Source organism: Aquimarina algicola (assembly GCF_006443095.1).
GTDB classification, from domain to species: Bacteria; Bacteroidota; Bacteroidia; order Flavobacteriales; family Flavobacteriaceae; genus Aquimarina; species Aquimarina algicola.
The window spans coordinates 321,500-345,476 of the sequence record NZ_VFWZ01000003.1; the positions used below are offsets into that span (position 1 = coordinate 321,500).

The 23,977-nt window shown below is 32.8% G+C and carries 20 protein-coding genes; 8 read left to right on the plus strand and 12 right to left on the minus strand.

From position 1 onward, the window contains the following. Nucleotides 1-95: 95 nt before the first annotated feature. Nucleotides 96-1,022, minus strand: a complete 927-nt coding sequence (queG, locus tag FHK87_RS12275) for a tRNA epoxyqueuosine(34) reductase QueG (RefSeq protein ID WP_140593272.1) — start codon at nucleotides 1,020-1,022, stop codon at nucleotides 96-98. Next, the gene (locus FHK87_RS12280; protein ID WP_140593274.1) at nucleotides 1,019-1,552 is read right to left on the minus strand and encodes a mechanosensitive ion channel domain-containing protein; all 534 of its coding nucleotides are present in this window, start codon (nucleotides 1,550-1,552) and stop codon (nucleotides 1,019-1,021) included. The genes queG and FHK87_RS12280 overlap by 4 nt, the downstream gene beginning before the upstream one ends. A gap of 338 nt (nucleotides 1,553-1,890) precedes the next feature. On the opposite strand from FHK87_RS12280, the gene FHK87_RS12285 reads away from it, so the two are divergent. The 8 genes from FHK87_RS12285 to FHK87_RS12320 all read left to right on the plus strand — a co-directional run bounded on the left by FHK87_RS12285 (nucleotide 1,891) and on the right by FHK87_RS12320 (nucleotide 9,354). Then, nucleotides 1,891-2,190, plus strand: coding sequence for a hypothetical protein (locus FHK87_RS12285; RefSeq protein ID WP_140593948.1), 300 nt, complete (start codon nucleotides 1,891-1,893; stop codon nucleotides 2,188-2,190). A gap of 115 nt (nucleotides 2,191-2,305) precedes the next feature. Then, nucleotides 2,306-2,827 (plus strand): hypothetical protein, encoded by a 522-nt coding sequence (locus FHK87_RS12290; protein WP_140593276.1) that lies wholly within the window; start codon nucleotides 2,306-2,308, stop codon nucleotides 2,825-2,827. A 653-nt stretch (nucleotides 2,828-3,480) separates the two neighbouring features. Continuing rightward, nucleotides 3,481-3,864, plus strand: a complete 384-nt coding sequence (locus tag FHK87_RS26230) for a tetratricopeptide repeat protein (protein ID WP_226294242.1) — start codon at nucleotides 3,481-3,483, stop codon at nucleotides 3,862-3,864. A gap of 96 nt (nucleotides 3,865-3,960) precedes the next feature. Further along, nucleotides 3,961-4,437 carry an SRPBCC family protein gene (locus FHK87_RS12300; protein ID WP_140593280.1) on the plus strand — a complete coding sequence of 159 codons (477 nt, stop codon included), beginning with the start codon at nucleotides 3,961-3,963 and terminating at the stop codon, nucleotides 4,435-4,437. Nucleotides 4,438-4,634: 197 nt separating this feature from the next. After that, nucleotides 4,635-5,645 carry an alpha/beta fold hydrolase gene (locus FHK87_RS12305; protein WP_140593282.1) on the plus strand — a complete coding sequence of 337 codons (1,011 nt, stop codon included), beginning with the start codon at nucleotides 4,635-4,637 and terminating at the stop codon, nucleotides 5,643-5,645. 181 nt (nucleotides 5,646-5,826) lie between these two features. Then, nucleotides 5,827-6,678 carry a helix-turn-helix domain-containing protein gene (locus FHK87_RS12310; RefSeq protein WP_140593284.1) on the plus strand — a complete coding sequence of 284 codons (852 nt, stop codon included), beginning with the start codon at nucleotides 5,827-5,829 and terminating at the stop codon, nucleotides 6,676-6,678. Between the two features lie 89 nt (nucleotides 6,679-6,767). Further along, the gene (locus FHK87_RS12315) at nucleotides 6,768-7,604 is read left to right on the plus strand and encodes an NmrA family NAD(P)-binding protein (protein ID WP_140593287.1); all 837 of its coding nucleotides are present in this window, start codon (nucleotides 6,768-6,770) and stop codon (nucleotides 7,602-7,604) included. An 823-nt stretch (nucleotides 7,605-8,427) separates the two neighbouring features. Further along, nucleotides 8,428-9,354, plus strand: coding sequence for a WG repeat-containing protein (locus tag FHK87_RS12320; protein ID WP_140593289.1), 927 nt, complete (start codon nucleotides 8,428-8,430; stop codon nucleotides 9,352-9,354). A gap of 116 nt (nucleotides 9,355-9,470) precedes the next feature. Here the strand turns inward: FHK87_RS12320 and FHK87_RS12325 are convergent, their stop codons facing one another. The 10 genes from FHK87_RS12325 to FHK87_RS12370 all read right to left on the minus strand — a co-directional run bounded on the left by FHK87_RS12325 (nucleotide 9,471) and on the right by FHK87_RS12370 (nucleotide 23,879). After that, nucleotides 9,471-10,796, minus strand: a complete 1,326-nt coding sequence (locus FHK87_RS12325) for a cytochrome P450 (RefSeq protein ID WP_140593292.1) — start codon at nucleotides 10,794-10,796, stop codon at nucleotides 9,471-9,473. A gap of 16 nt (nucleotides 10,797-10,812) precedes the next feature. Next, nucleotides 10,813-11,835 (minus strand): Holliday junction branch migration DNA helicase RuvB, encoded by a 1,023-nt coding sequence (ruvB, locus tag FHK87_RS12330; RefSeq protein WP_140593295.1) that lies wholly within the window; start codon nucleotides 11,833-11,835, stop codon nucleotides 10,813-10,815. Between the two features lie 182 nt (nucleotides 11,836-12,017). After that, nucleotides 12,018-13,844 carry a cytochrome c oxidase subunit I gene (locus tag FHK87_RS12335; RefSeq protein WP_140593299.1) on the minus strand — a complete coding sequence of 609 codons (1,827 nt, stop codon included), beginning with the start codon at nucleotides 13,842-13,844 and terminating at the stop codon, nucleotides 12,018-12,020. Between the two features lie 42 nt (nucleotides 13,845-13,886). Beyond that, nucleotides 13,887-14,963 carry a cytochrome c oxidase subunit II gene (locus FHK87_RS12340; protein WP_140593301.1) on the minus strand — a complete coding sequence of 359 codons (1,077 nt, stop codon included), beginning with the start codon at nucleotides 14,961-14,963 and terminating at the stop codon, nucleotides 13,887-13,889. Between the two features lie 34 nt (nucleotides 14,964-14,997). Further along, nucleotides 14,998-16,326, minus strand: coding sequence for a quinol:cytochrome C oxidoreductase (locus FHK87_RS12345; protein ID WP_140593303.1), 1,329 nt, complete (start codon nucleotides 16,324-16,326; stop codon nucleotides 14,998-15,000). Between the two features lie 33 nt (nucleotides 16,327-16,359). After that, nucleotides 16,360-17,013, minus strand: coding sequence for a c-type cytochrome (locus FHK87_RS12350; RefSeq protein ID WP_140593305.1), 654 nt, complete (start codon nucleotides 17,011-17,013; stop codon nucleotides 16,360-16,362). 5 nt (nucleotides 17,014-17,018) lie between these two features. Next, nucleotides 17,019-17,558: a DUF3341 domain-containing protein gene (locus FHK87_RS12355; RefSeq protein ID WP_140593308.1), complete on the minus strand. Its 540-nt coding sequence runs from the start codon at nucleotides 17,556-17,558 to the stop codon at nucleotides 17,019-17,021. Nucleotides 17,559-17,564: 6 nt separating this feature from the next. Beyond that, nucleotides 17,565-19,322: an NrfD/PsrC family molybdoenzyme membrane anchor subunit gene (nrfD, locus tag FHK87_RS12360; protein ID WP_140593311.1), complete on the minus strand. Its 1,758-nt coding sequence runs from the start codon at nucleotides 19,320-19,322 to the stop codon at nucleotides 17,565-17,567. Between the two features lie 34 nt (nucleotides 19,323-19,356). Further along, entirely contained in the window at nucleotides 19,357-22,494 is a 3,138-nt protein-coding gene (locus FHK87_RS12365; RefSeq protein ID WP_140593314.1) for a TAT-variant-translocated molybdopterin oxidoreductase, read from the minus strand. 62 nt (nucleotides 22,495-22,556) lie between these two features. Further along, on the minus strand, nucleotides 22,557-23,879 hold the full coding sequence (locus FHK87_RS12370) for a c-type cytochrome (protein WP_140593316.1): 1,323 nt from the start codon (nucleotides 23,877-23,879) through the stop codon (nucleotides 22,557-22,559). Nucleotides 23,880-23,977 lie beyond the last annotated feature (98 nt).

Here is a 23,977-nt window from a genome sequence, read left to right on the forward strand (position 1 = left end):
ATAAAAATAATGATAAAGTTGTACAATCCTCATGTCACCACTATATTCTTAGTATTTTTTCAGATTTGTAATGTACAAAATAGAAATTCGAGCATTTACTCTCCTAAAAACTTGATATTTCTCTGCAATCCAGAAAATTTGGTTCGTTTTACAGCAGATTTTTGAAATATTTTTGAGAAAACTTCTTGTGTAATTTCCTGCCAATCTTTTTTAGACATTTCTAATAATTCCGGCTTTGGGTTAAAAAGAGGTTCATTATGTGGTTTAGAAAATCGATTCCATGGACATACATCTTGACATACATCACAACCAAACATCCAATCATCAAATTTATTTTTATAACCTGAAGGGATTTCATCTTTGAGTTCAATTGTAAAATAAGAGATACATTTACTTCCATCTACCACATAGGGTTCTACAATTGCCTGGGTAGGACAGGCATCTATACAAGCTGTACAGGTACCGCAATGATCGGTTACAGGGGTGTCATATTCTAGTTCGAGATCGATGATCAATTCTGCAATAAAATAAAAAGACCCTACTTGCCTTGTAAGTAAATTGCTATTTTTACCAATCCATCCCAAACCGCTTTTTGCGGCCCATGCCTTATCGAGAACCGGAGCAGAATCAACAAAAGCACGACCATGTACGTCTCCTATTTCTTCTTGTATAAAAAATAAGAGTTGTTTTAATTTATCTTTAATAACAAAATGATAATCTGTGCCATATGCGTATTTTGATATTTTGGGCGCTTCAGGATCTTGCTGTCCGGCAGAAGGAAAATAATTAAGTAGTAATGAAACGACACTTTTAGAACCCTCAACCAATTTGGTAGGATCAAGACGCTTATCAAAATGGTTTTCCATATACTTCATCTCTCCATGCATATTCTGATTAAGCCATTTTTCTAACCGAGGTGCTTCTTGTTCTAGAAATTCTGCTTTAGAAACGCCACAAGACAAAAAACCAAGCCGTTTGGCTTTGTCTTTGATCAATTGGGTATATTGCGTTTTAGAATTCACTTTGATTTGTTTTCTTCTTCATATTGCCTCTCGGTAACATCTCCCATAATCTGAATTCCTTTTTGTATAACCAAAGAAGTAGGTAACACAATGCTTTCGCCACGATCAGTAATCATAAATAAATAAAACCCTGTGATATCTTTGACTTGTCCTGTCCAATTAAAATCTTTATCCAAAACACGAATGCGATCTCCTATTCTAACAGGATGGCTAAAAAATAATATAATACTTGCAGTAAGATTTGATAAGATAGACCATTGCGCAAAAAATGCAATCCCAAGTATTGCTAAAATTGAAGAAATAAAAACCGTAAATTGTTCTAAATTAACTCCCCATATGACTACTATTGCAATGGCTGCTCCTGTATAATGAAACAGATAAGACAGGTTAATGATCGTTCTTCTCCTATTTGGGTTTATCGATCGTAGTACCGAGAATTTTTTGATCACTCTTTTTGTCATTAATAAAATCAAAAATAGCATCAATACTATAGCAGCAGTAAATAAAATTTCGTCTCTATGATCGATCATAACAGGAGGATTGTAAAAGCGGCTAATAATGCTGTAAAAATACCAAATAGACGATTAAAAGAAATGATATATCTTATTATTGTAGAAAAAATAATTGTTTTTTTAGGTTTTGATATTTGAAATGGGAACATTATACAAACCACATGGTAACAAAAACAACTACATTTCAAATCTTTGGATTGCCATATATGATTCTAGAAACATTAAAACCTTTAAGTTTGTAAAAAATAGAATCAGAATATGTGTATTGGTACATGTATTGAATTGTTGTAACATATTAAATCTGAATTGTGGAATTAAGTCAAATGCATAAACAAAAATTAAAATGGACAACTCGAATGGCATTCGCAAGTTGTGGAATTTTACTTTTTGCACTTGGAATTAACTTCCTTCGAGAACCTCTGTTAGGAATTAAAGAAGGTTATGCACCACACAATTTCGGATTTAACTTCATCTTTTTTATACCTTCTATGTTAGCTGCTCTTATTCTTGGTTTAGCTGTAGTAGGACGGATAATAAAGCACTGGAAGACATGGAGAGATCTGAACAAAAAATGGATTTTGATCGGAATGTCAATACCAGCAATCGGACTTTGGACATTTATGATTGTTAGAATGATTATTATTGTAACTGAATAAACAAAAAATATATCACAACAAATTGTATAGCTTATTACAGCTGGATTCCTTATTGGAATGTTTCCTTCGGAAAATTAAGCAACAAGCCATACACAAAACGTTACAACACACTACTATGAAAAAAGAAATAATTCCAATATTGATCAGTATTCTTCTCCTACTCTACTCAATCGGAATTACACTCCTCACAAATTATGTACTGAATTATAAGCATTACTTAGGAATAAGTCTCATTGGAATCTCCACAATACTTTATTTCAAGAACAAAAAATTGTTTGCTTATATATTCGGATTGACATTAGTACTCGGAATTACAAACTTAATTGACATTTATTATTCGAACATTATATTTAGTATCGGTCCTATTAACTTCAACCCAATCTTTTTAGCTTTGTTAATTATATTCCTTGCCCTGAATAAAGAGCAATTAAACGAAATGTTTCCTGAAAAAGAATTGACTGAACAAGAGTTAGCTGACAAAAATATTGAAGCGGAAAAGCTAATTAAAAGTTACCAACTAAAGTTCAAATCGAAACCTGAATCGGAATTGAAAAATATTGCGGACGAAAATAGCGGATATGTGAATGAAGCAAAAACTGCAGCGCAACGTATTCTAAAAGCAAAAAACGTGCTCTAACAACCTACATTTGACCATAGCAATTAATTGGTTAATCGAAAGTTGTTGTAGTTTCGATAAAGTTCTGAATTTTTATAAGTTTAACAATAAATAAAAATTCACAGAAAACCGAAAAGCTAGGTAACATTTTGCGCTACTACGACACATACATTTAGCGTTGTGCATAATTAAAACAAACTATGAAAATAATATTTTTAGTATTAATATTCATTTCAACTATTGGATTAGCTCAAGATAATCCAACAAAATTAAAATTTGACAAAAAATATTATGAAGCGGTTGATAAATGAGTTGCATTTCCCAAAAATGAAACAGATTCGACATTCTATTATGGATTTATATACATAGACGAACAAGCAGGATTTACTTACCAATTAGGAAATACTTTTAAAATCGACAGTTTAAATAATTACTTACCAAAGGCAATTGACTCAACTGTTAATTCAAAATATAGAATTGAACAAAATTGGAAACCTGTTTCAATCATCCCAAAAGAAAAACTTAGCGAATTAAATTTACCTGCTGAACCCAGTTGGTTAAAATATTATAAAGAAAATAGCAATAAAGTCTCATATTTAAAAAATATTGGATACCATTATAATCATGTTGGTGCTAGTGAACTAGCCCTAGACCCTCTTCTAAAAGCTTATGATATAGAGCCACATTTTGACGGTCTTGAATTTGAATTATCTTTTGCCTATAACCATTTAGGACAATATGAAAAAGCAATTCTAATTTTAAAAAGGGCCATTGAAAACAATCCTAAATACTTTTATTTCTATAGAGAATTAGGGTTTTCCTATAAGAATTTGAACAGAATTGAAAAGGCTGAAAAAACATATCGTAAGGGAATTAAAATGTCCAATAATAATTTTGAAAAAAGTGAAATGGCAATAAATATGGCTCAATCATATTTTGAATTGAGAAACAAAGAAAAATTTGACGAATGGGCAAAATTGACTAAAAAATATGCTAAAAAAGGTTCAAGATATGCTCAGTTCATTGACTTATTTGAGCAAAAGTGGAACGAAAAATAAGTATAAACAGCATGACTTATAAAATAACCGATATCAAGTAAAAGAAAGAAAACTCCCAAAATATTAAAGTTGAAAACCTTACTATAATATAAATTTATGCCGAGAATTGAGTTAAGAACTGAAATTAAAGCCATTAAAGAAGTAGTTTTCGACCTCTCTCGAAGTATTGACTTACATAAAATATCAACTGAACATACGAATGAAACTGCAATTGCAGGAACAACAAGTGGGTTAATAGGAATGAACGAAAGCGTAACTTGGCGAGCAAAACATTTTGGAATTTATCAGAATTTGACTTCCAAAATAACTGAATTTGACCGACCGAATTACTTTTCGGATGAAATGGTTAGTGGAGCATTCAGCGAATTTAAACACGAACATCACTTTGAGGATTCAAACGACGGAACGTTGATGATTGATCTTTTTGATTATAAATCACCACTTGGAGTTTTAGGTAAGTTAGCCGATAAAATATTTCTCGAAAAATATATGACTGATTTACTAACTGAACGGAATCGAATTGTAAAAGAGTATGCCGAATCAGACAAATGGAAACAAGTATTAACCAAATAAAAAGTACATATGACAACAAAATATATGTGATCATAGCAGCTAATTGATTAATCGAATAGTTCATGTATATTTGATAAGGCGAAATGCTTGCAAAAGATAAAAGTTAGCAATCAATGCGCAGAAAAATCAAAAAATACTTGAATATTTTAGCTACGTTTCATGCATGCACTTTTTGTCTGTCATTAAAGCAAATTTGAATGATAAAAAAGATAAAGAAATTTCTTAAAAAGTTTTTTCAAATTATTGGGATATTACTAGTACTAATTATTTTAGCCGGTTTGGGGTTTCGTTTGCTTGGTCCTGAATCTCATAATCCAGAAGGGAAACTCATTGATGTTGATGGCACTAGATTACATATAAATGTTTCTGGAATAAAAAACAACAAACCTACTATTATTATAGAAGGCGGCGCAAGTGCATCAACAGAATATTATCACTGGCTAAACGAAGGACTAAAAGATAGTTTGAGAGTTATTAGGTATGATCGCGCAGGAAATGGATATAGCGATTTAAGCGATAAATCTCGTAACGCAGAAACAATTGCAAAAGAGCTACATCAACTTCTAGAAAAAGCCGGAGAAAAACCACCCTATATCTTAGCAGGACATTCAATGGGAGGGCCATATATTCGCGTTTTTACAAAGCTCTATCCAGATGAAGTTCAAGCGTTAGTTTTTATAGATGCTACGCATCCAGAACAAGTTGAAAGGTTAAACGCTGCATCAAAATCTTCATTTAGATTTAAAACCACACTTTTTCTATTGAATACGGCTGCCTTTTTTTCAGATCTAGGTGTTATAGGACTTTTTGAGAGTTTTTCAGAACCATTATTAGCTGGTCATGGATTACCAAACGAAATCAATGAGAGAACGAGAGATTTTGTATTGAACGGTAAACGTACAAGAGCATATAAAAGAGAGATTGAAAGCTATCATTCTTCACTAAAAAGTGCAAGTACGGCTAATGATTTTGGCTCATTGCCTATCAAGGTTTTTACTGCAATTGAAATTGACAAAGAAGCGTATCGTAAAAGTGGGATTGATCCCGATAATTTTTTAAATGAGAAAATATTAACACAAAAAGAGTTTATCCAATTATCAACCGATGGCGAACAATTTCTTATTAATGGCAACCATCAAACAATTTTCACAAAAAAAGAAAACGCAGATTTCATAAATAAAGAAATACTTAAACTTGTAAGAAAATAAAAAATTAAAAAAGTAACAAGTACAACAATAGTCATAAATAATTGCTCATTCTCGTCTATTTTGGGAATTCCATAAGAATCTCCAACTTACTATGTGATTATTAAGTTGAGTGCAAATTCATACAATCATTCACAACCGAGATCATTAACAATAACAAAACCCCATTAAGATCAACAAAAGGATGAATCGTGAAATAATAGACATACAAGATTATACGATCCTATTGGAAGAGGCTTCTACCAACACCAATTCAATCGATTCATGTTTTTTTGACGAACCTGTAATTGCTATAGCTTTTTATGGTGCTGGAGATGTTGGTCTAAAAGTAAAATTTGAGGAAAAAATTAAAGAATTCAATCATACCAAAGGTATGGTGCTCTCTTTTTATGCAGATAATAAAGTAGAATTTGAACATCACGTTTCTAAACATAAATCGCTAAAATGTTTAGTGATAGCAACAACCATTAGAAACATTGACAAATTACCTAATGGTGAAGGTCACTTTTTGGAAAAGTTTTTACATCAGTTAGTACACCCAAAAGATCATTATGTCGAAGGCCCGGTATTTAATATGAGTCCAGAAATGTTTCAAATAGTTGAACAGTTTTTCAGCAATACATATCAAAGTGAAATTAAAATGCTGTTTTATAAAAGCCATATGACAGCTTTACTTTCTCACTATTTTGGACAATTGGCAAAACAGCAAAATACAAAACTTAACACTTCTCAACTTCAAAAAATTAATCTAGCCCAAGAAATATTAGTATCCAATTTAGATAATCCTCCTTCTTTAACAGAATTAGCACATAGAATCGGAACCAATACCAATAAGCTAAAAATAGAATTCAAAGCGCAGTTTGGTGTCCCTGTTTTCAAATACTTACAAAACAAACGTTTAACAAAAGCTTACAACTTAATAAAGAACGAACAAAAAACTATTCAAGAAGCGGCCTGGGCCGTTGGTTACGATAGTTTAGGTTCTTTCTCTAACGCCTTCGAAAAAAAATTTGGCTATAGACCTAGTCAAGTATAAAATTCTTTTCGAATAAATCATAATTCTTTTTGAATAAGTTACTGGTTTACAGCAACTATAGATTTGCATCATAATTTGAACAATTTATTATGAAATCAAACATTTTAGTTATCGGAGGAACCGGAAAAACTGGTCGCCGAGTAGTAGAGCAATTACAAAACAAAGGAATTAAACCTAGAATTGGTTCAAGAAATTCAACACCAAGCTTTGACTGGAACAACAAAGATACTTGGACTAATGCCTTAACCGACACCGAAAAAATGTATGTTACCTATTATCCTGACCTGGCTGTTCCGGGAGCCAAAGAAGCTATAGAGAGTTTAACCTATTTAGCAAAAGAGTTAGGAGTAAAAAAAATAGTTTTACTTTCTGGAAAAGGTGAAACCGAAGCAGAAACCTGTGAAAAAATCATTATAGATTCTGGCATGAAGTACACCATAGTTAGAGCTTCTTGGTTTAATCAAAATTGGAGTGAAAGCTTCTTTTTAGAACCTATTTTATCGGGAGAGGTAGCATTACCGATGTCTAATGTCTTAATCCCGTTTGTAGATGCTAATGATATAGCCGAAGTTGCCGCAACCGTTTTACTTGATGATTCTTATAACGGAGAAATCATCGAAGTAACAGGCCCAGAATTAATTACTTTTAAACAAATTGTAGATATCATTTCAAGTGCTAGTAATAGAAATTTAAACTTTTACGACATTACATTAGAACAATATGTAGAAGGCATGAAAAAAATGCAAATACCTGATGATGTTGTTTGGTTAATTGAGTATTTATTTAGTCATGTTTTGACAAATCCAAAAAATCAGCTAGTCGTTAATGACATCGAACGCGTTTTAGGCCGAAAAGCAAAATCATTTTTAGAATATGCTCAAGAAACTGCTAAGACAGGGATTTGGGATCAGGTAAAAGTCAAATAATCATTATCAATTTCATATATAAGTAATAGCGATTTCAATCTCAATTCGAGTCGCTATTATTTATATTATATAATTTACTTTTAGAGAAATAACACACATACACGTTAGACGCGAACAAAGACAAACTAAAATAGAAAAGCTAATAAGATTAACAGTCATTCATTACTATCAGATTTAAACACGCAAATCTCAAAAGTTTACCAAATCATTTCAATAATCTTGAAAACTTATAAGTATTAAATATAGGATATATAGGCATTGAAAAACTAATTAGTGATTTTTATCAACTCAAAAAATTGAACACATTAGATTTAGGAAATTCAAAATTACCAGAAGAAATCGGCAATATGAGAAATATTAAGTATCTATTTATTGATTCAGCCCAAATAACCAAACTATCAAAAGCCATTTCTCAGCTGAATTCTTTATAAATGTTAAATTTATATGGATTGAACCTTTCGCTTACAAAATATATTTATTAAAAAAATTAATGACATTATATATCAAAAAATATTTTAAAAAAGTTGGAATACCAAAAAAGGACATAAAAAAGAAGTTACCAAATTGTTTCATTTGAGCTGATTAACGAATACTTTACCAATATTAGGTACAATTCCAAAGCAATTTAGTATTAAGTGGAAGGTTGTTTCCTTTTTGTAACAGCACTAAGTTTCTATAGATTTAAGAAAAAATAAAAATATATAGATTGATTGATTGGTTCAAGTATATTTGCACTGCTACCATTAATACATTTAGTATTACATATCAATTTCCAAGGCAACTTTAAAAATCAAAAGATTAAGAATATTAAAAGCTATCGATAATGAAAAATATCTTAACTATAATAATATTATTTACTTTAACCACTCAACTATTTGCTCAAGAATTTGAGTTAATACCTTATAGGATAGATAATAAATGGGGGTTTTCTGATTCAAATAAAAAAATATTAATCAAACCAAAATTTCAAGACGTTATTCCTTTTAATAAAGGTTATGCTGCATTTAAATTAAATAATAAATGGGGGTTTATTGATGTTAAAGGTAGAGAAATTGTAGAACCCAAATATGATTCGATTTCTGAATACTTTCAGAACCTTTTTATTGGAGGTGATATTAGCTCCCCTATATACAAAACAGGAATTAAAGTCTACGAGAATAATAAATCTTTTTATGTGGATGCTAATGGAACTATATTCAAAAATAATCCTGAAACAATCTATTTTGTTGATGATGAAGAGGAAGAAATTGAAATAATCGAAAAAAATGGTAAGTACGGAATAAAAAATATCTTATTTGATCGAACTGTAGAACCAAAATACGATTCAGTACAGATTACACAAATTGGAATAATAGCTGAACTCAACGGCCAGTTTGGTGTTATTAATTTAAATACATTTTCTGTAATAGTGCCTTTTGATTACAAATCAATAGCGCCAACAGAAGATGGGCACGGTTTTTATGTAACAGATGAGAAAGGTAAAGTTGGCTATTTTAATAGAAATGGAAATGAAAAAATTGCTCCTAAATATAAAGCTTTAGTTAAAATTTCATATTCTGAGTTAGAATTTATGTTTAGTCACAATGAAGAAATATATGGTTATATAAATGTAAGTGAAGAGCCTGTAAAAGTTATTAAACCAAAATACTTGATTATTGGTAAATTTATAAATGGCTATTCAAAAATCAAAAACAAGAATGGAAAATACGGATATATCAATCATAAAGGTGTTGAATATTTTGAAAATTAATTAATTGCAGTTTGACCAATCAAAATCAATTCTCCTAAAAGTAACTTGACCACTCTGTTCTTTAAAAGAACTATAATTAACAATCATTCATTACTATATCAGGTTTAGAACACTTCTTATCTTGGTGTACACTTTAGTATTGCATTTTTAGGTTTTAATGTAATAAGTGGTTCTATTTCTATAGTTGTCCGATCAGTACTTACTTTATACTTTCTTATCAAGGAGCTTATCGTCAAAATCATTTCATACATAGCAAAATTATTACCAATACACATTCTAGGTCCTGCTCCGAAAGGAAAATACCAATCAGAATATTCTTTTTTATCAATATTAGGATCAAATCGATCTGGATCAAAAGTCTTTGGATTTTTCCAGAAACTCTTATGTCTATGAATTTCAAAAAATGAAATTAAAACCGTTGTATCTTTTGGTAACTCAAGGGATTTATATTGATCATCTTCAATTGTAACTCTATCAGAAAAATAAACAGGTGGATACAAACGCATCGATTCTTCTATGCATTGTTTGGTATACTGAAAATTCATAATCTCTTGCATCGGATCTACATGATCGTCTAATAAAGATACTTCTCGATATACCTTATCCTGAATCTGTGGATGCATAGCAAGTAACATAAATGTAAATGTTAGTGCATTTGAAGTGGTTTCATGACCAGCAGTAAAAAGTATAAGAATCTCATCAATAAGTTGTTGATTGCTCATTGCTGTACCATCTTCATATCGAGAAGATAAAAGCATATCCAAGAGATCATTGTATTCTTGATCAGATTTTTTTCGATCTTCAATTATTGTATTAAGAATGTTTCTAGCTTCTTGAGTGAGTTTAAAAGTCTCTTTTATCTTACCTGTAAGATGAAACCACCAGCGCTTATAAGGTTGTCGTATCTCTTTAATCAGTGATTTTTGAGCTGATTCTGTAATAAATTGCAATCTGGAAATTGTATTTCCTGTATCGGTATAACTAAATAAGGATTTGGCTACAATTTTGAATGCTAAATCACTCATTAAAGGATATATATCAATTCCTTGATTGGGTACAATATTCTGAAGTTCTTCTTCTATTACAGACTTTATAGTAATAACTAATATTTCTAATTTCTTTTTATGAAATGCTGGTTGGATTAATCTTCTCTGCTTTAACCATTTCTCACCACTTGATGTTAATAAACCTTCTCCTATATACTTTGCAAGATCTTTGGTTTGCAAGCCTGATTTATTATATTTTCTATGTTGTTTTTGTAACATATGCTTGGCAAAACCAGCTTCTCTTGTAAAAATCACTGATTTTCTAAACCCCAAACTTACCCTGAATATGTTTCCAAACTTCTCAAAGTTTTCATGATGAAAAGGTAATGGGTTTTTAAGAATACGATTTGCGTTTCTAAGTACATTAAAAAAAGAAACTGTATTAATAGCACTCATACACGCTGCTCAATTTTTAAAAAAGTCCTCCTTGTATTCCTCCTCTAACTCTACCCAAATGTTTATAAGCAATTTCGGTAACTTCTCTACCTCTAGGAGTACGCACAATAAATCCTTGTTGTATTAGAAAAGGTTCATAAACTTCTTCTATGGTTTCTGCACTTTCGCTAACAGCAGTTGCAAGAGTTGTGATACCAACCGGACCTCCTTTAAATTTATCAATCAAAGTAGTTAGAATCCTATTATCCATTTCATCTAAGCCATGAGCATCTACATTAAGTGCTTTTAAGGCAAACTTAGAGATTTCGATATCTATTTTACCATTTCCTTTAATTTGTGCAAAATCACGAACTCTACGTAATAATGCATTTGCAATTCTTGGAGTACCTCTACTCCTACCTGCTATCTCTATAGCAGCTTCCATAGAAATAGGCACATTAAGAATGTGAGCACTTCGCTCTACTATTGTTGATAATAATTCTGTAGTATAATATTGTAATCTAGACTGAATCCCAAATCTGGCTCTCATAGGGGCAGTAAGCAATCCAGAACGAGTAGTAGCACCTACTAATGTAAACGGATTAAGATTGATTTGTACTGTTCTTGCATTTGGCCCACTTTCGATCATAATATCAATCTTATAATCTTCCATTGCAGAGTATAAATACTCTTCTACTATTGGACTAAGGCGGTGTATTTCATCTATAAACAAAACATCTCTATCATCTAAGTTGGTTAACAACCCGGCAAGATCTCCAGGTTTATCCAAAACAGGTCCAGAAGTAACTTTAATCCCAACATTTAGTTCATTTGCCAAAATATGCGCCAAAGTAGTTTTACCTAACCCTGGTGGACCATGAAATAATGTATGATCTAAAGCTTCTTCTCTTAGATTGGCAGCCTTAACAAAAACTTGAAGGTTTTCTAACACCTGATCTTGTCCTGTAAAATCTTCAAAAGCAAGTGGGCGTAATGCTTTTTCTATATCAAGATCTTCGTTAGAATAGTTTTCATTTGTAGGATTTAGATTATCGTTCATTTATTAAAATAGCTTTAAAGAACACTTACAATAATTTTAATTGTAAATATTAAAACAAATATACTAAAAAGAGTGCCTTACCCTTAATGGATGAATGACCAATTGATTAAATTGAATTTTAAGAATAAAAAAAACCTTTCCAGAATATGAAAAGGTTTTTTTAAATTATATAAAATTATCTCTTAATGATTTAATTCTTCTTCTCCGTCTTGCAGAGGTGTTATCTGAGTAACAAAATCTTGACCTGCTATAACATATTCACCATTCTCTCTGGTCTTGCTATAATCATAAGCCCATCTGTGAACTTCTGGAATAGCACCAGGCCAGTTTCCATGAATATGCTCTACAGGAGTTGTCCATTCTAATGTATTAGATTTCCATGGATTTTGCTCAGCTTTCTTTCCATAAAACATAGAGTATATGAAGTTATATAAGAAAACTAACTGTGCTGCAGCTGTAATCAAAGCAAAAATTGTAATTAACACATTAGTATCTGCAAGGTCATCAAAATAAGGGAATGCTGAGTTTGTATAGTATCTTCTAGGCAGACCAGCCATACCAATAAAATGCATTGGGAAGAATACTCCATAAGCTCCTATCGCAGTTACCCAAAAATGTACATAACCAAGATTTTTGTTCATCATCTTACCATACATCTTAGGGAACCAATGATATACCCCAGCAAATAAGCCATAAAGTGCAGATATACCCATCACTAAATGGAAATGAGCTACAACAAAGTAAGTATCATGAACATTGATATCCAAAGTACTATCTCCTAATATAATACCGGTAAGTCCTCCTGTGATAAATGTAGAAACTAATCCAATAGAAAATAACATTGCAGGATTAAATTGAAGATTACCTTTCCATAATGTTGTAATATAATTAAAAGCTTTTACAGCAGAAGGAATCGCAATAAGTAAAGTTGTAAAGGTAAATACTGACCCTAAGAAAGGATTCATTCCTGATACAAACATATGGTGACCCCAAACAATAGTTGATAAAAATGCTATTGCTAAAATAGAAGCTACCATCGCTCGGTATCCAAAAATAGGTTTTCGAGCATTTGTTGCTATAATTTCTGATGTTATTCCTAAAGCAGGTAGTAATACAATATATACTTCAGGATGTCCTAAAAACCAGAACAAATGTTCAAAAAGTACTGGTGAACCTCCTTGATTATGTAAAACTTCTCCTTGGATGTATATATCACTCAAATAGAAAGATGTTCCAAAACTTCTATCCATTATTAACAGCAATGCTGCAGATAAAAGTACTGGGAATGATACAATACCGATTATAGCAGTTACAAAAAATGCCCATATCGTCAATGGAAGGCGAGTCATTGACATTCCTTTTGTACGTAAATTAATAACGGTTACTACATAATTTAAAGAACCTAATAAAGAAGATGCAATAAATATAGCCATTGATACCAACCAAAGTGTCATACCTGTTCCTGATCCTCCAATAGCTTGTGGTAATGCACTTAATGGTGGATAAATTGTCCAACCCGCAGAAGCAGGACCTGCTTCAACAAATAAAGACATAACCATAATAACACTACTTAAGAAAAACAACCAATATGAAACCATATTTAAAAACCCAGATGCCATATCTCTTGCTCCTATTTGTAATGGAATCAAAAGGTTACTAAATGTACCACTTAAACCTGCAGTAAGTACAAAAAATACCATTATTGTACCATGGATAGTTACTAAAGCCAAATATATACTTGGATCCATAACACCATCTGTTCCAAATTTACCTAGAAGAACTTCGTAAATTGTGAACTTATGATCAGGCCATGCCAATTGTAATCTAAATAATAATGACATAGCAATACCAATGATCCCCATAATCAAACCAGTAACCAAGTACTGCTTAGAAATCATTTTATGATCTTGACTAAAAATATATTTAGTGATAAATGTTTCTTTATGATGGTGCTCGTGATCATGGGCGTGATCGTCTGCATGATCATTTGCTTGTGCTATTGCTGACATACGCTAATTTTTTAGTGAACTTATATAATTTTTCTTTTTCTTTTAATTACTTGCTTGAGCAGACATTTGCTCTCCAAAAGTAGGTTGAGTCTTTAACCATTCTTCATAATCTTCTTCTGACTCAACAATAATTTTCATTTGCATATTATAGTGAGAAGCACCACAAATTTTATTACATAACAAGTAATAATCAAATTCGTATGGTTCTAATGCCTCATCACCAGCAGCTACTAATTTTTTACTTTTTTCTCTTCTTATTTTATTAATAGTCTCAACTTTCTCAACCATTGCATCACTATTTCTCATATCATCAGAAGTCAATGTAGGAGTATAAGAGAACTCAGTAATCATTCCTGGAACAACGTTCATTTGTGCTCTAAAAAATGGCATATAAGCAGAGTGAAGAACATCTTGAGACCTCATTTTGAAAATTACTTTTCTATTAACAGGCAAGTGTAACTCATTTACAACTTTATCGTCTTTTCCATAATCATCACTTACATCCAATCCTAGAGTATTAACACCTTCAATGAATCTTACATTTGCCTTACCTAAAACATTATCATTACCAGAATATCTGGCTCTCCAATCGAATTGGTAAGCGTATAATTCTATTACCAAAGGATCACCTTCTTCTTCATCTATATTCATGATATCAGTCCAGGTAAAAAGACCGTAAATAATAAGACCAGCCAAAACAATTACAGGAATAATCGTCCAAATGAATTCTAATTTATCGTTATCTGCAAAAAATAAAGCTTTATTTTCTTTTTTACCTCTATACTTGTAAGCAAAAAAATGCAATAGACCCTGTGTAATGATTTGTACAAACATGATAAGTACCATAGATATAAGCATTAATCTATCATAATCTACTCCATGTTCAGAAGCAGATTCAGGAAGGAAAAAGCCTCTATAAGATACAAAACAATATATTGTCAAAAGGTAAATGAACACAACAAAAGCAAGCATGAGCTTTCCTTGCATGTTATTATCTTTATCATTTGCTACTTGAGAATCATCTACTGACTTTAACTGAGATAACTTTAATATCTTAGACATTTGCCATAAAGTGATTCCAAAAAGAGCTATTACTACTATGGTTAAGAATACAGTCATTTTTTATCTATCTTCTTTTTTACAATTCTTAATTTTAATAATGGAAATGTTTACTTTCTTCAATAAACGGATTTCCTTTTGCTAATAATGGGGCCTTAGTTAATGCATTAAATACTACAAATAAGAATAACCCAGCAAATAATAATACTGCACTGATTTCACTAATACCTATGAACCAAGATTCTCCTACAGTAGCAGGCATTACCATGTTAAAAATATCTACGTAATGTCCACATAAGATAACAACTCCTGCCATTACTACAAACCAATTCATTCGTTTGAAATCACTATTCATTAATACCAATAATGGGAATATAAAGTTCATTACTAACATTCCAAAAAATGGTAATTTATAATCATCTATTCTAGTAATGAAATAGGTAACTTCTTCTGGAATATTTGAATACCAAATTAACATAAATTGTGAGAACCAAAGATACGTCCAAAAAATACTAATACCGAACATAAATTTAGCTAAATCATGAATATGACTATTATTAACAAATTCTAAATATCCTTTTGATTTTAAGTATATAGTGATCAAAGCTATAACAGTGATACCTGAAACAAAAAGACTAGCAAAAACATACCATCCAAACAAAGTACTAAACCAGTGTGGATCAAAACTCATAATCCAATCCCAAGACATCATTGATTCTGTGTAAATAAAGAACACTAAAAAACCAGCAGAAATCTTAAAACTTTTCTTGTACCACTTATTACCAGTTGAATCTTCGTCTTGTTTTCTAGAAAATTTAACTGCAAAATGACGGTATAACAGCCAACCACTTAAAAATATTGCTGCTCTTATTATAAATCCAGTACCATTTAACCATCCTGATTTGCCTTGAATCAATTTATCATGTTCAACCACTTCTGGGTCTGCCCATACAAATAGATGATTAATATGAAAACCTGACAAAGCTAAAATCACAAACATAATAATACCACCAGGAACTAAATATGCTGTGATCGCTTCCATGATTCTAAACAAAACAGGAGACCAACCTGCTTGAGCAGCAAATTGTATAGCATAAAATGCTAAAACTCCCAATGCTATCATAAAAAAGAAAAATGAAGCGACATAAAGCGATGCCCACGGCTTGTTTTGTAATTGATGTAAAACATGCTCGTAGTGTTCGTCTCCACCATGAGCTTCATCACCATGGCTTTCATTTCCATGTGCATTTGCATCTGATGTTGCTGCTCCATGACCACCACCATGTGCACCATGCGCAGCCATCTTTTCTTTTACTTCTTCTATAGACCCGGGTGTCGAAAGAAAACCTGAAATAAGTCCTACTGCACCTAAAACCATTAGAATGACAGAAAATAATTTTAGTCTATTTGATAGCGTATACATATCTTAATAATATCGTTGTTCTTTAACTTTTGATTAGTGCACTTCTGTAGTGCTATTATGTTCTTCTTCTACAGCAGGTTCTTCTTCTGTAACTTTTTCAACAACACCTCCAACATCTAATCTTGGAGTTTTGCCTTCTAGTTCAGCTTTTAGTTTTTGTACATATTGAACTATCTGCCATCTCTCGTGTTCACTTGTTTGAGAAGCATAAGAACCCATTGAATTTATACCATAATACATTACATGATAAATACTTCCTTCTGTAATTGCTCTTCCTACATCATCATAACTAGGAACACCAAGGATTTTTTCTCTTTGAACGAGAATTCCTTTTCCATCACCTTTAGCTCCATGACATACCGCACAATAGATATCATATAATTCTTTACCCTTTTCCTCGTTTTCTTTTGTATACTTGATAGGGTTTACAAGTGTATCTTTGGCTAACTGATAACCTGCCGGAGAATTTTCAAAATCATAAGGCAACCAACCTCTAGCTACTGAACCTTCTGCTGGTAACATTGCTTCTTGCTGACCAGGAAAGATTTCATATTCACCATAAGCTTCATAGCCAACAGATTCGTACATGTTAGGCATATACTGATAATTTGGTTTACGTTTGTTTTGACATGAAACAAACGAAATTATCATCGCTACTACTGCTAATATTTTTATAATATTCTTCATTATTACTAATGGTTATCTTCGTCCTTTTCTATTACTTTAATTTCAACAGCTCCTGTATCTCCTAAAAAGCTTGTTAATTGATCTATATCATGGTTTCCAGCCGATATTTCCATCAGAAAATGATCATCTGTTGTTCTAACATCAGGATTTTCAGCTTTTTTAAATGGCCATAATTTACTTCTCATATAAAAAGTAATAACCATTAAATGCGCTGCAAAAAACACTGTAAGTTCGAACATGATAGGAACAAATGCCGGCATATTTTCGATAAAACTAAAACTAGGTTTACCTCCAATATCCTGAGGCCAGTCTTCTATCATAATATAGTTCATCATAGTAATAGCAACTGTTAAACCAACACAACCATATAAAAAAGCTGTTATTGCTAAACGGGTGTGTGGTAATCCCATTACTTTGTCTAAACCATGAACTGGAAAAGGAGTATAAATTTCCTCGATATGATAATGTTCTGTTTTGACTTTTTTTACTGCGTCCATTAAAACATCATCATCTATATATAACGCATGTATAACTTTTGATGCCATACTTCTTTATTTGTTGTTTTTAAGTTGTTCTGCTTGACCAGCCCAATCATCACGTTGTGCTCTACCAGGAAAAGACCCTGTTATACTATCTAACAAGTTATATTCATTTTCTGTCATTTTACTTACCTGATCAAAAGTGAATATCCCTATTTCGTTTAATTTCTTTTCCATCACAGGACCTATTCCATTAATTTTTTTAAGGTCATCTGCTGTTTGAGAAGTTGGATCAAATGTACCTAAGTTTCCTAACAGGCTATTTATATCTTCTTCGGTTGCCTCTGGCTTGATTTCTTCAGAAACCTCTTCTACTTCATTACTTCCTTCAACTTCTTCAGTCACTACTTTTGGTTCTGATTTAGGAAGCTCGTCTCTATGGTCTTTACCTGCTTCTCTTAATTTTTTATATTTTTCACCAGAAGACTTCAAGATAGATTTTACTTCTGCCTGAGCTATCACAGGGAATGTACGTGCATATAATAAAAACAGTACAAAGAAAAATCCAATTGTTCCTATAAATATTCCTATATCAACAAAGGTCGGTGAAAACATTGTCCATGAAGATGGTAAATAATCTCTATGCAATGATGTAACGATAATTACAAAACGCTCAAACCACATTCCAATATTTACAACTATAGATATAAAGAAAGAGAACATGATACTTCTTCTAAGTTTAGGAAACCACATAAACTGTGGAGAAAACACATTACATGTCATCATCGCCCAGTATGCCCACCAGTAAGGACCTGTAGCTCTGTTTAAGAAAGCATATTGCTCATATTCTACACCAGAATACCATGCAATAAACAACTCAGTAATATAAGCCACACCAACTATAGAACCTGTAATCATGATTACAATATTCATAAGCTCTATATGCTGTATTGTTATATAATTTTCGAGATTAGATACTTTTCTCATAATGATAAGAAGAGTATTTACCATTGCAAACCCTGAGAAGATAGCCCCCGCAACAAAGTAAGGAGGGAAAATAGTAGTATGCCAACCAGGAATTACAGATGTCGCGAAGTCAAAAGATACAATCGTGTGTACCGAAAGTACCAAAGGAGTTGCTAAACCTGCAAGTACAAGAGAAACTTCTTCAAAACGTTGCCAGTCTTTTGCTCGACCACTCCATCCAAAAGATAGAAGTGCATATATTTTTTTATTGAATGGTGTAATTGCTCTATCTCTAATCATTGCAAAATCCGGTAACAAACCTGTCCACCAGAATACCAATGATACAGAAAGATATGTTGAAATTGCAAATACATCCCAGAGTAGTGGTGAGTTAAAGTTCACCCATAAAGATCCAAATTGGTTTGGAATTGGTAATACCCAATATGCCAACCATGGTCTTCCCATGTGAATAATTGGGAAAAGCCCTGCTTGAACTACGGAGAAAATTGTCATAGCTTCCGCAGATCTGTTAATTGCCATTCTCCACTTCTGGCGGAATAATAACAATACTGCAGAGATCAATGTTCCTGCGTGACCAATACCTACCCACCAAACAAAGTTTGTGATATCCCAGGCCCAACCTACTGTTTTATTTAATCCCCAGGTTCCTATACCTGTAGAAATTGTATATATTATACATCCTATTCCCCAAAGAAAAGCCACAAGAGCGATAGAAAAAACAATCCACCATGATTTATTTGCTTTACCTTCTACTGGAGCAGCAACATCAACAGTAACATCATGGTATGTTTTATCCCCTGTTACTAAAGGTTTTCGTATAGGTGCTTCGTAATGAGACATAATCCTTTATAATTGAATTAATTTTTTATTTAATTAGTTAGGCTTCTGAAGTATTTCTTACTTTAGTTTGATACATAACATTTGGTTTCGTACCTACATGCTCTAGTAAGTGATACATACGGTTATCTTCTTTAAGCTCTGCGATTTTACTTTCTTTATCATTGACATCACCAAATATCATAGCTCCAGAAGAACATGCTGCTGAACAGGCTGTTTGGAATTCACCATCTTTAACAGGCCTACCTTCACGCTTAGCATCCAAGATTGTTTTTTGTGTCATTTGAATACACATAGAACATTTTTCCATAACTCCTCTAGAACGTACTGTTACATCTGGATTCACAACCATTCTACCAAGATCATTGTTCATATGGTAATCAAACTCATCATTATTATTATATAAGAACCAGTTGAATCTACGTACTTTGTAGGGACAGTTATTTGCGCAATATCTTGTACCTACACAACGGTTATAAGCCATGTGGTTCTGACCTTGTCTACCATGTGAAGTTGCAGCTACAGGACATACTGTCTCACAAGGAGCATGATTACAGTGCTGACACATTACAGGCTGAAATACTACTTGAGGATTATCAGAAGGACTTTCCATTTCACCAAATTCTGAAAGAGAACTTCCTAATCCAGAAATGTCGTTTTTCTTTTGATTGTCATTTTCAAAACTTTCCTGAGAAGAATAATATCTATCAATACGCAGCCAGTGCATATCACGAGATTTACGAACTTCGTCTTTACCTACTACAGGAACATTATTTTCTGCATGACAAGCAATCACACATGCTCCACAGCCGGTACATGCATTTAAATCTATTGAAAGGTTAAAATGATGTCCTACAGAACGATCAAACTCATCCCAAAGATCTACTTCTGGTGAAGTTACTTCAAACTCAACATGATCTTTACTCACTTCAGGAATTGCATTCCATTCATGCTTATCTTTTGTATTGAATATTTCAAGGGTTGTTTCTTTAACAATGTCTCCTCTACCCATAAGTGTATTATGAAGCTGCACACATGCAAATTCATGAATACCATCAGCAGCAGCTATAGAAACATTTTGAACTGCATTTAGCCCCTTATATAATGGGTAAGCATTTACCCCTACATTCATTTCTTCTTTAAGCCCCTTGGATTTACCATATCCTAGAGCTAGACCAACAGAACCTTTTGCTTGACCTGGCTGAATAATAACAGGTGCAATCAATTCTGTACCTTCAACAGTTACTTTTGCATAACTACCATTCAAAGCACCATTTGCAACATTTTCGTTAACCAAACCAAGTTGATCAGCATCTGCTTTTGAAACTGTTAAATAATTATCCCAAGAGGTTCTAGTAATTGGATCAGGCATCTCTTGTAGCCATGGATTATTAGCTTGTTGGCCATCTCCTAAAGAAACCTTTGTATATAGTGTAAGTTCTAAACCATTTGATTGAACTGTCGACAATCTTCTCGCTGCAGCAGAAACATCTGGTGCTATCGTAGATTGAACTTCTTCAATCTCTTCTATTGATTCAGTATCCGTTTGTTCTTCATTAACTTCTGTTGTCACTACAGGAATAACAGAAGCGCTGGTGCCTTTAATAAAGAAACCATCTTGTAATGTTTTATTCCAAGATGCACCATTTAAAATACTCTCAGACCACGTTTTCTTGATATACTCTTGGTAAGAAGAACTATTTCCGGTCCACTTTAAAAGGGTATCTTGAAATTGTCTAGTATCAAAAAGAGGTCTAATCGTAGGTTGCATCAAACTATAGCTACCTTCTTTCAATTCTATGTCACCCCAAGATTCTAAATAGTGAGGAGTCGTAGCTATATATTGGCATAATTCTGATGTTTCATCACTATGCATAGAAAAAGCAACCGAGACATCAACTTTTTCTAATCCAGATTTAAATTCTTCGGCATTAGGTAAAGAATACACTGGGTTTACACCAGCTATTAGAATCCCTCCTACTTTACCTGCATTCATATCTCTTACAACCTGAGCAACTTCTTTTGCATTACCTTCTCGTATGGTACGAGGTGTATTTTCATTAAATGCTTTACTCTGAATTGCTTTATTTATTGCCAGGACTACTAATTGTGCATCTACATCTTGAATACCAGATACCACAACAGCATTACGCCCAGCTTTTTGTACTAATTTTGCAGCCTTAACTACTTCTCCATCAAGGTTTGAATCCAAAGAACCTTTTGAACCGAACCCTGTAATATATTTATAAAGAGCAGCAAGAACTTGTTTTTGTTGAGAAGGCGTTGCTTGAACTCTTTTATCTGCATTTGCTCCAGAAAGTGACATGTTTGCTTCAAACTGAACATGTTTAGACATTTTTCCTTTTTTAGGAATACGTCCTTTTGCATAGTCACTATCATATCCACCACCTTGCCAATCTCCTAAGAAATCTGCAGCAACACTAACTATTGTATCTACTTTAGAAAAATCATAATCTGCTAACGCTCTTTTACCATACATTAGTTGGTATGCATCTAAAGCTTCGCTACTAGAAATAGCATCATATGATACATGTTTCACATTTTGATATTTAGCCTTAAATTCTGCTATCAATTTTCTAGTTGAAGGGCTAGCAAATGTTTGAGTAAACAAAACAAGCTGTTTTCCTCCTAAAGCATTTAGCTTAGCTCCTACTTCTTTATCCAAATCTTTCCAGCTAATATCCTCACCAGCTTTCTTTGGACTCTGTACTCTAGAGTTGTCATACAATGATAACACCGAAGCATTTACCCTTGCATTGGCACTACCATTGGAAGTAGCTAAATTGTTATTTTCTACTTTTATTGGTCTTCCTTCTCTAGTCTTAATTAAAATACTTGCAAAATCAAAACCATCTGCAATAGTCGTCGCATAATAATTTGCAACACCAGGAACTATTCTTTCTGGCTGAACCACATAAGGGATTGATTTTACAACAGGCCCTTCACAAGCTGCCAAAGTAGCTGCAGCAGTACTGAACCCGACATACTTTAGAAAATCACGACGCGAAGTCGAAGAACCTTCTAAAGATGATTTATCACCTAAAAACTCATCTGTAGGAATGTCTTGAACAAACTCATTTTGTTGAAGTGTCTCAACAATAGAGCTCTTTTCGTTTAGCTCCTCAACACTTTTCCAGTATTTCTTGTTTGATGACATATATAATTGATATTAGCTTCTTATTATTTTATTTCCAAATTCAAAGAGTATCCTCTTACTTTTTAATAATGGCATTTTCCACATTCTAATCCTCCCATTTGGGCTGCCGTTAACTTATCAACACCATATTTTTTGGAAAGTTCTTTGTGAATTTTTTCGTAGTATTCATTATCTGCCACTTTTACATTTGTCTCTCTGTGACAATTGATACACCATCCCATAGTTAAAGGAGCATGTTGATACATAATTTCCATTTCTTCTACAGGACCATGACATTTTTGACACTCAACTCCTGCCACACTTACGTGCTGAGAGTGATTAAAGTATGCAAAATCAGGCAAATTATGAATACGAACCCATTTAACAGGTTCTGTTTTGCCTGTGTAAGATTGCGAATCTGCATCCCAACCTACTGCTTTGTATAGTTTCTGTATTTCACCATCATAAAATTCTTTAGAATAGTCTTCAGTAGCAGTTGCTTCTGCAACTTCACTAATTGATTTATGACAGTTCATACAAACATTAAGAGAAGGTATCCCCGAGTGCTTAGACACTCTAGCTGAAGAGTGACAATATTTACACTCGATCTGGTTCTCTCCTGCGTGTATTCTATGTGAATAATGAATTGGCTGAATTGGCTCATAACCTTGATCAATTCCAACTTGCATAAAATAACCATATACAAAGTATCCACTTGACAACAACAATAAAATTGCTGTTACCAGAACTAAGAATTGATTTTGTACAAAAGCTTTCCAAAGTGGAGTTCTTGCTTCTGGCTCAGGAAACTCGACATTATTTGCTTCGGCAAAACTTCTTAGTGTCTTATTCACTAAATAAAGCACCACCAACAACATTACAAACACTAATGCAAGGGCAGCCAAAATAATATCAGTAGACACTCCAGAACCTCCCGAAGTGGCAGCTACAACTTCACCTCCTGCAGCTGTAGGCGCAGGGTCTGCTTTTGGCACCATAACATATGCCAAAATGTTATCGATATCTGTTTCTGAAAGCTGTGGAAAAGCATTCATTGGTGTTTTATTGTACTCTTCGAAAATAGCATTTGCTCTAGCATCACCTGAAGCGATTAAAGCTGAACTATTTTTGATCCAAGAATACAACCATTCACGTTCATATTTGTCTGCGACTCCAAAAAGTGCAGGACCTGTCATTTTTTTGTATCGTTTATGACAAGCAGCACATAGAGATTTAAACAAAGCTTCTCCTTTAGCAACATCTCCTCCAGATGAGGCTTCTGTAGCAGCTGGCTCTGTAGCGGCTGCTTCTTCCTGTGCAAGAACAGGACTCAAAAAAGTAAACAAAAAAACAGTTCCTAGTATTAGGATTTTTGAGGCTGAATTTCGGTATTTCACCTGTTTCATATTATAGAGTAGAATTATCGTCTTAATTTTGGTATGATTTTTTCTATAATTTCTTTACAAAAAAGATAAAATCTATACTTTAAATTTGACGACAAAAG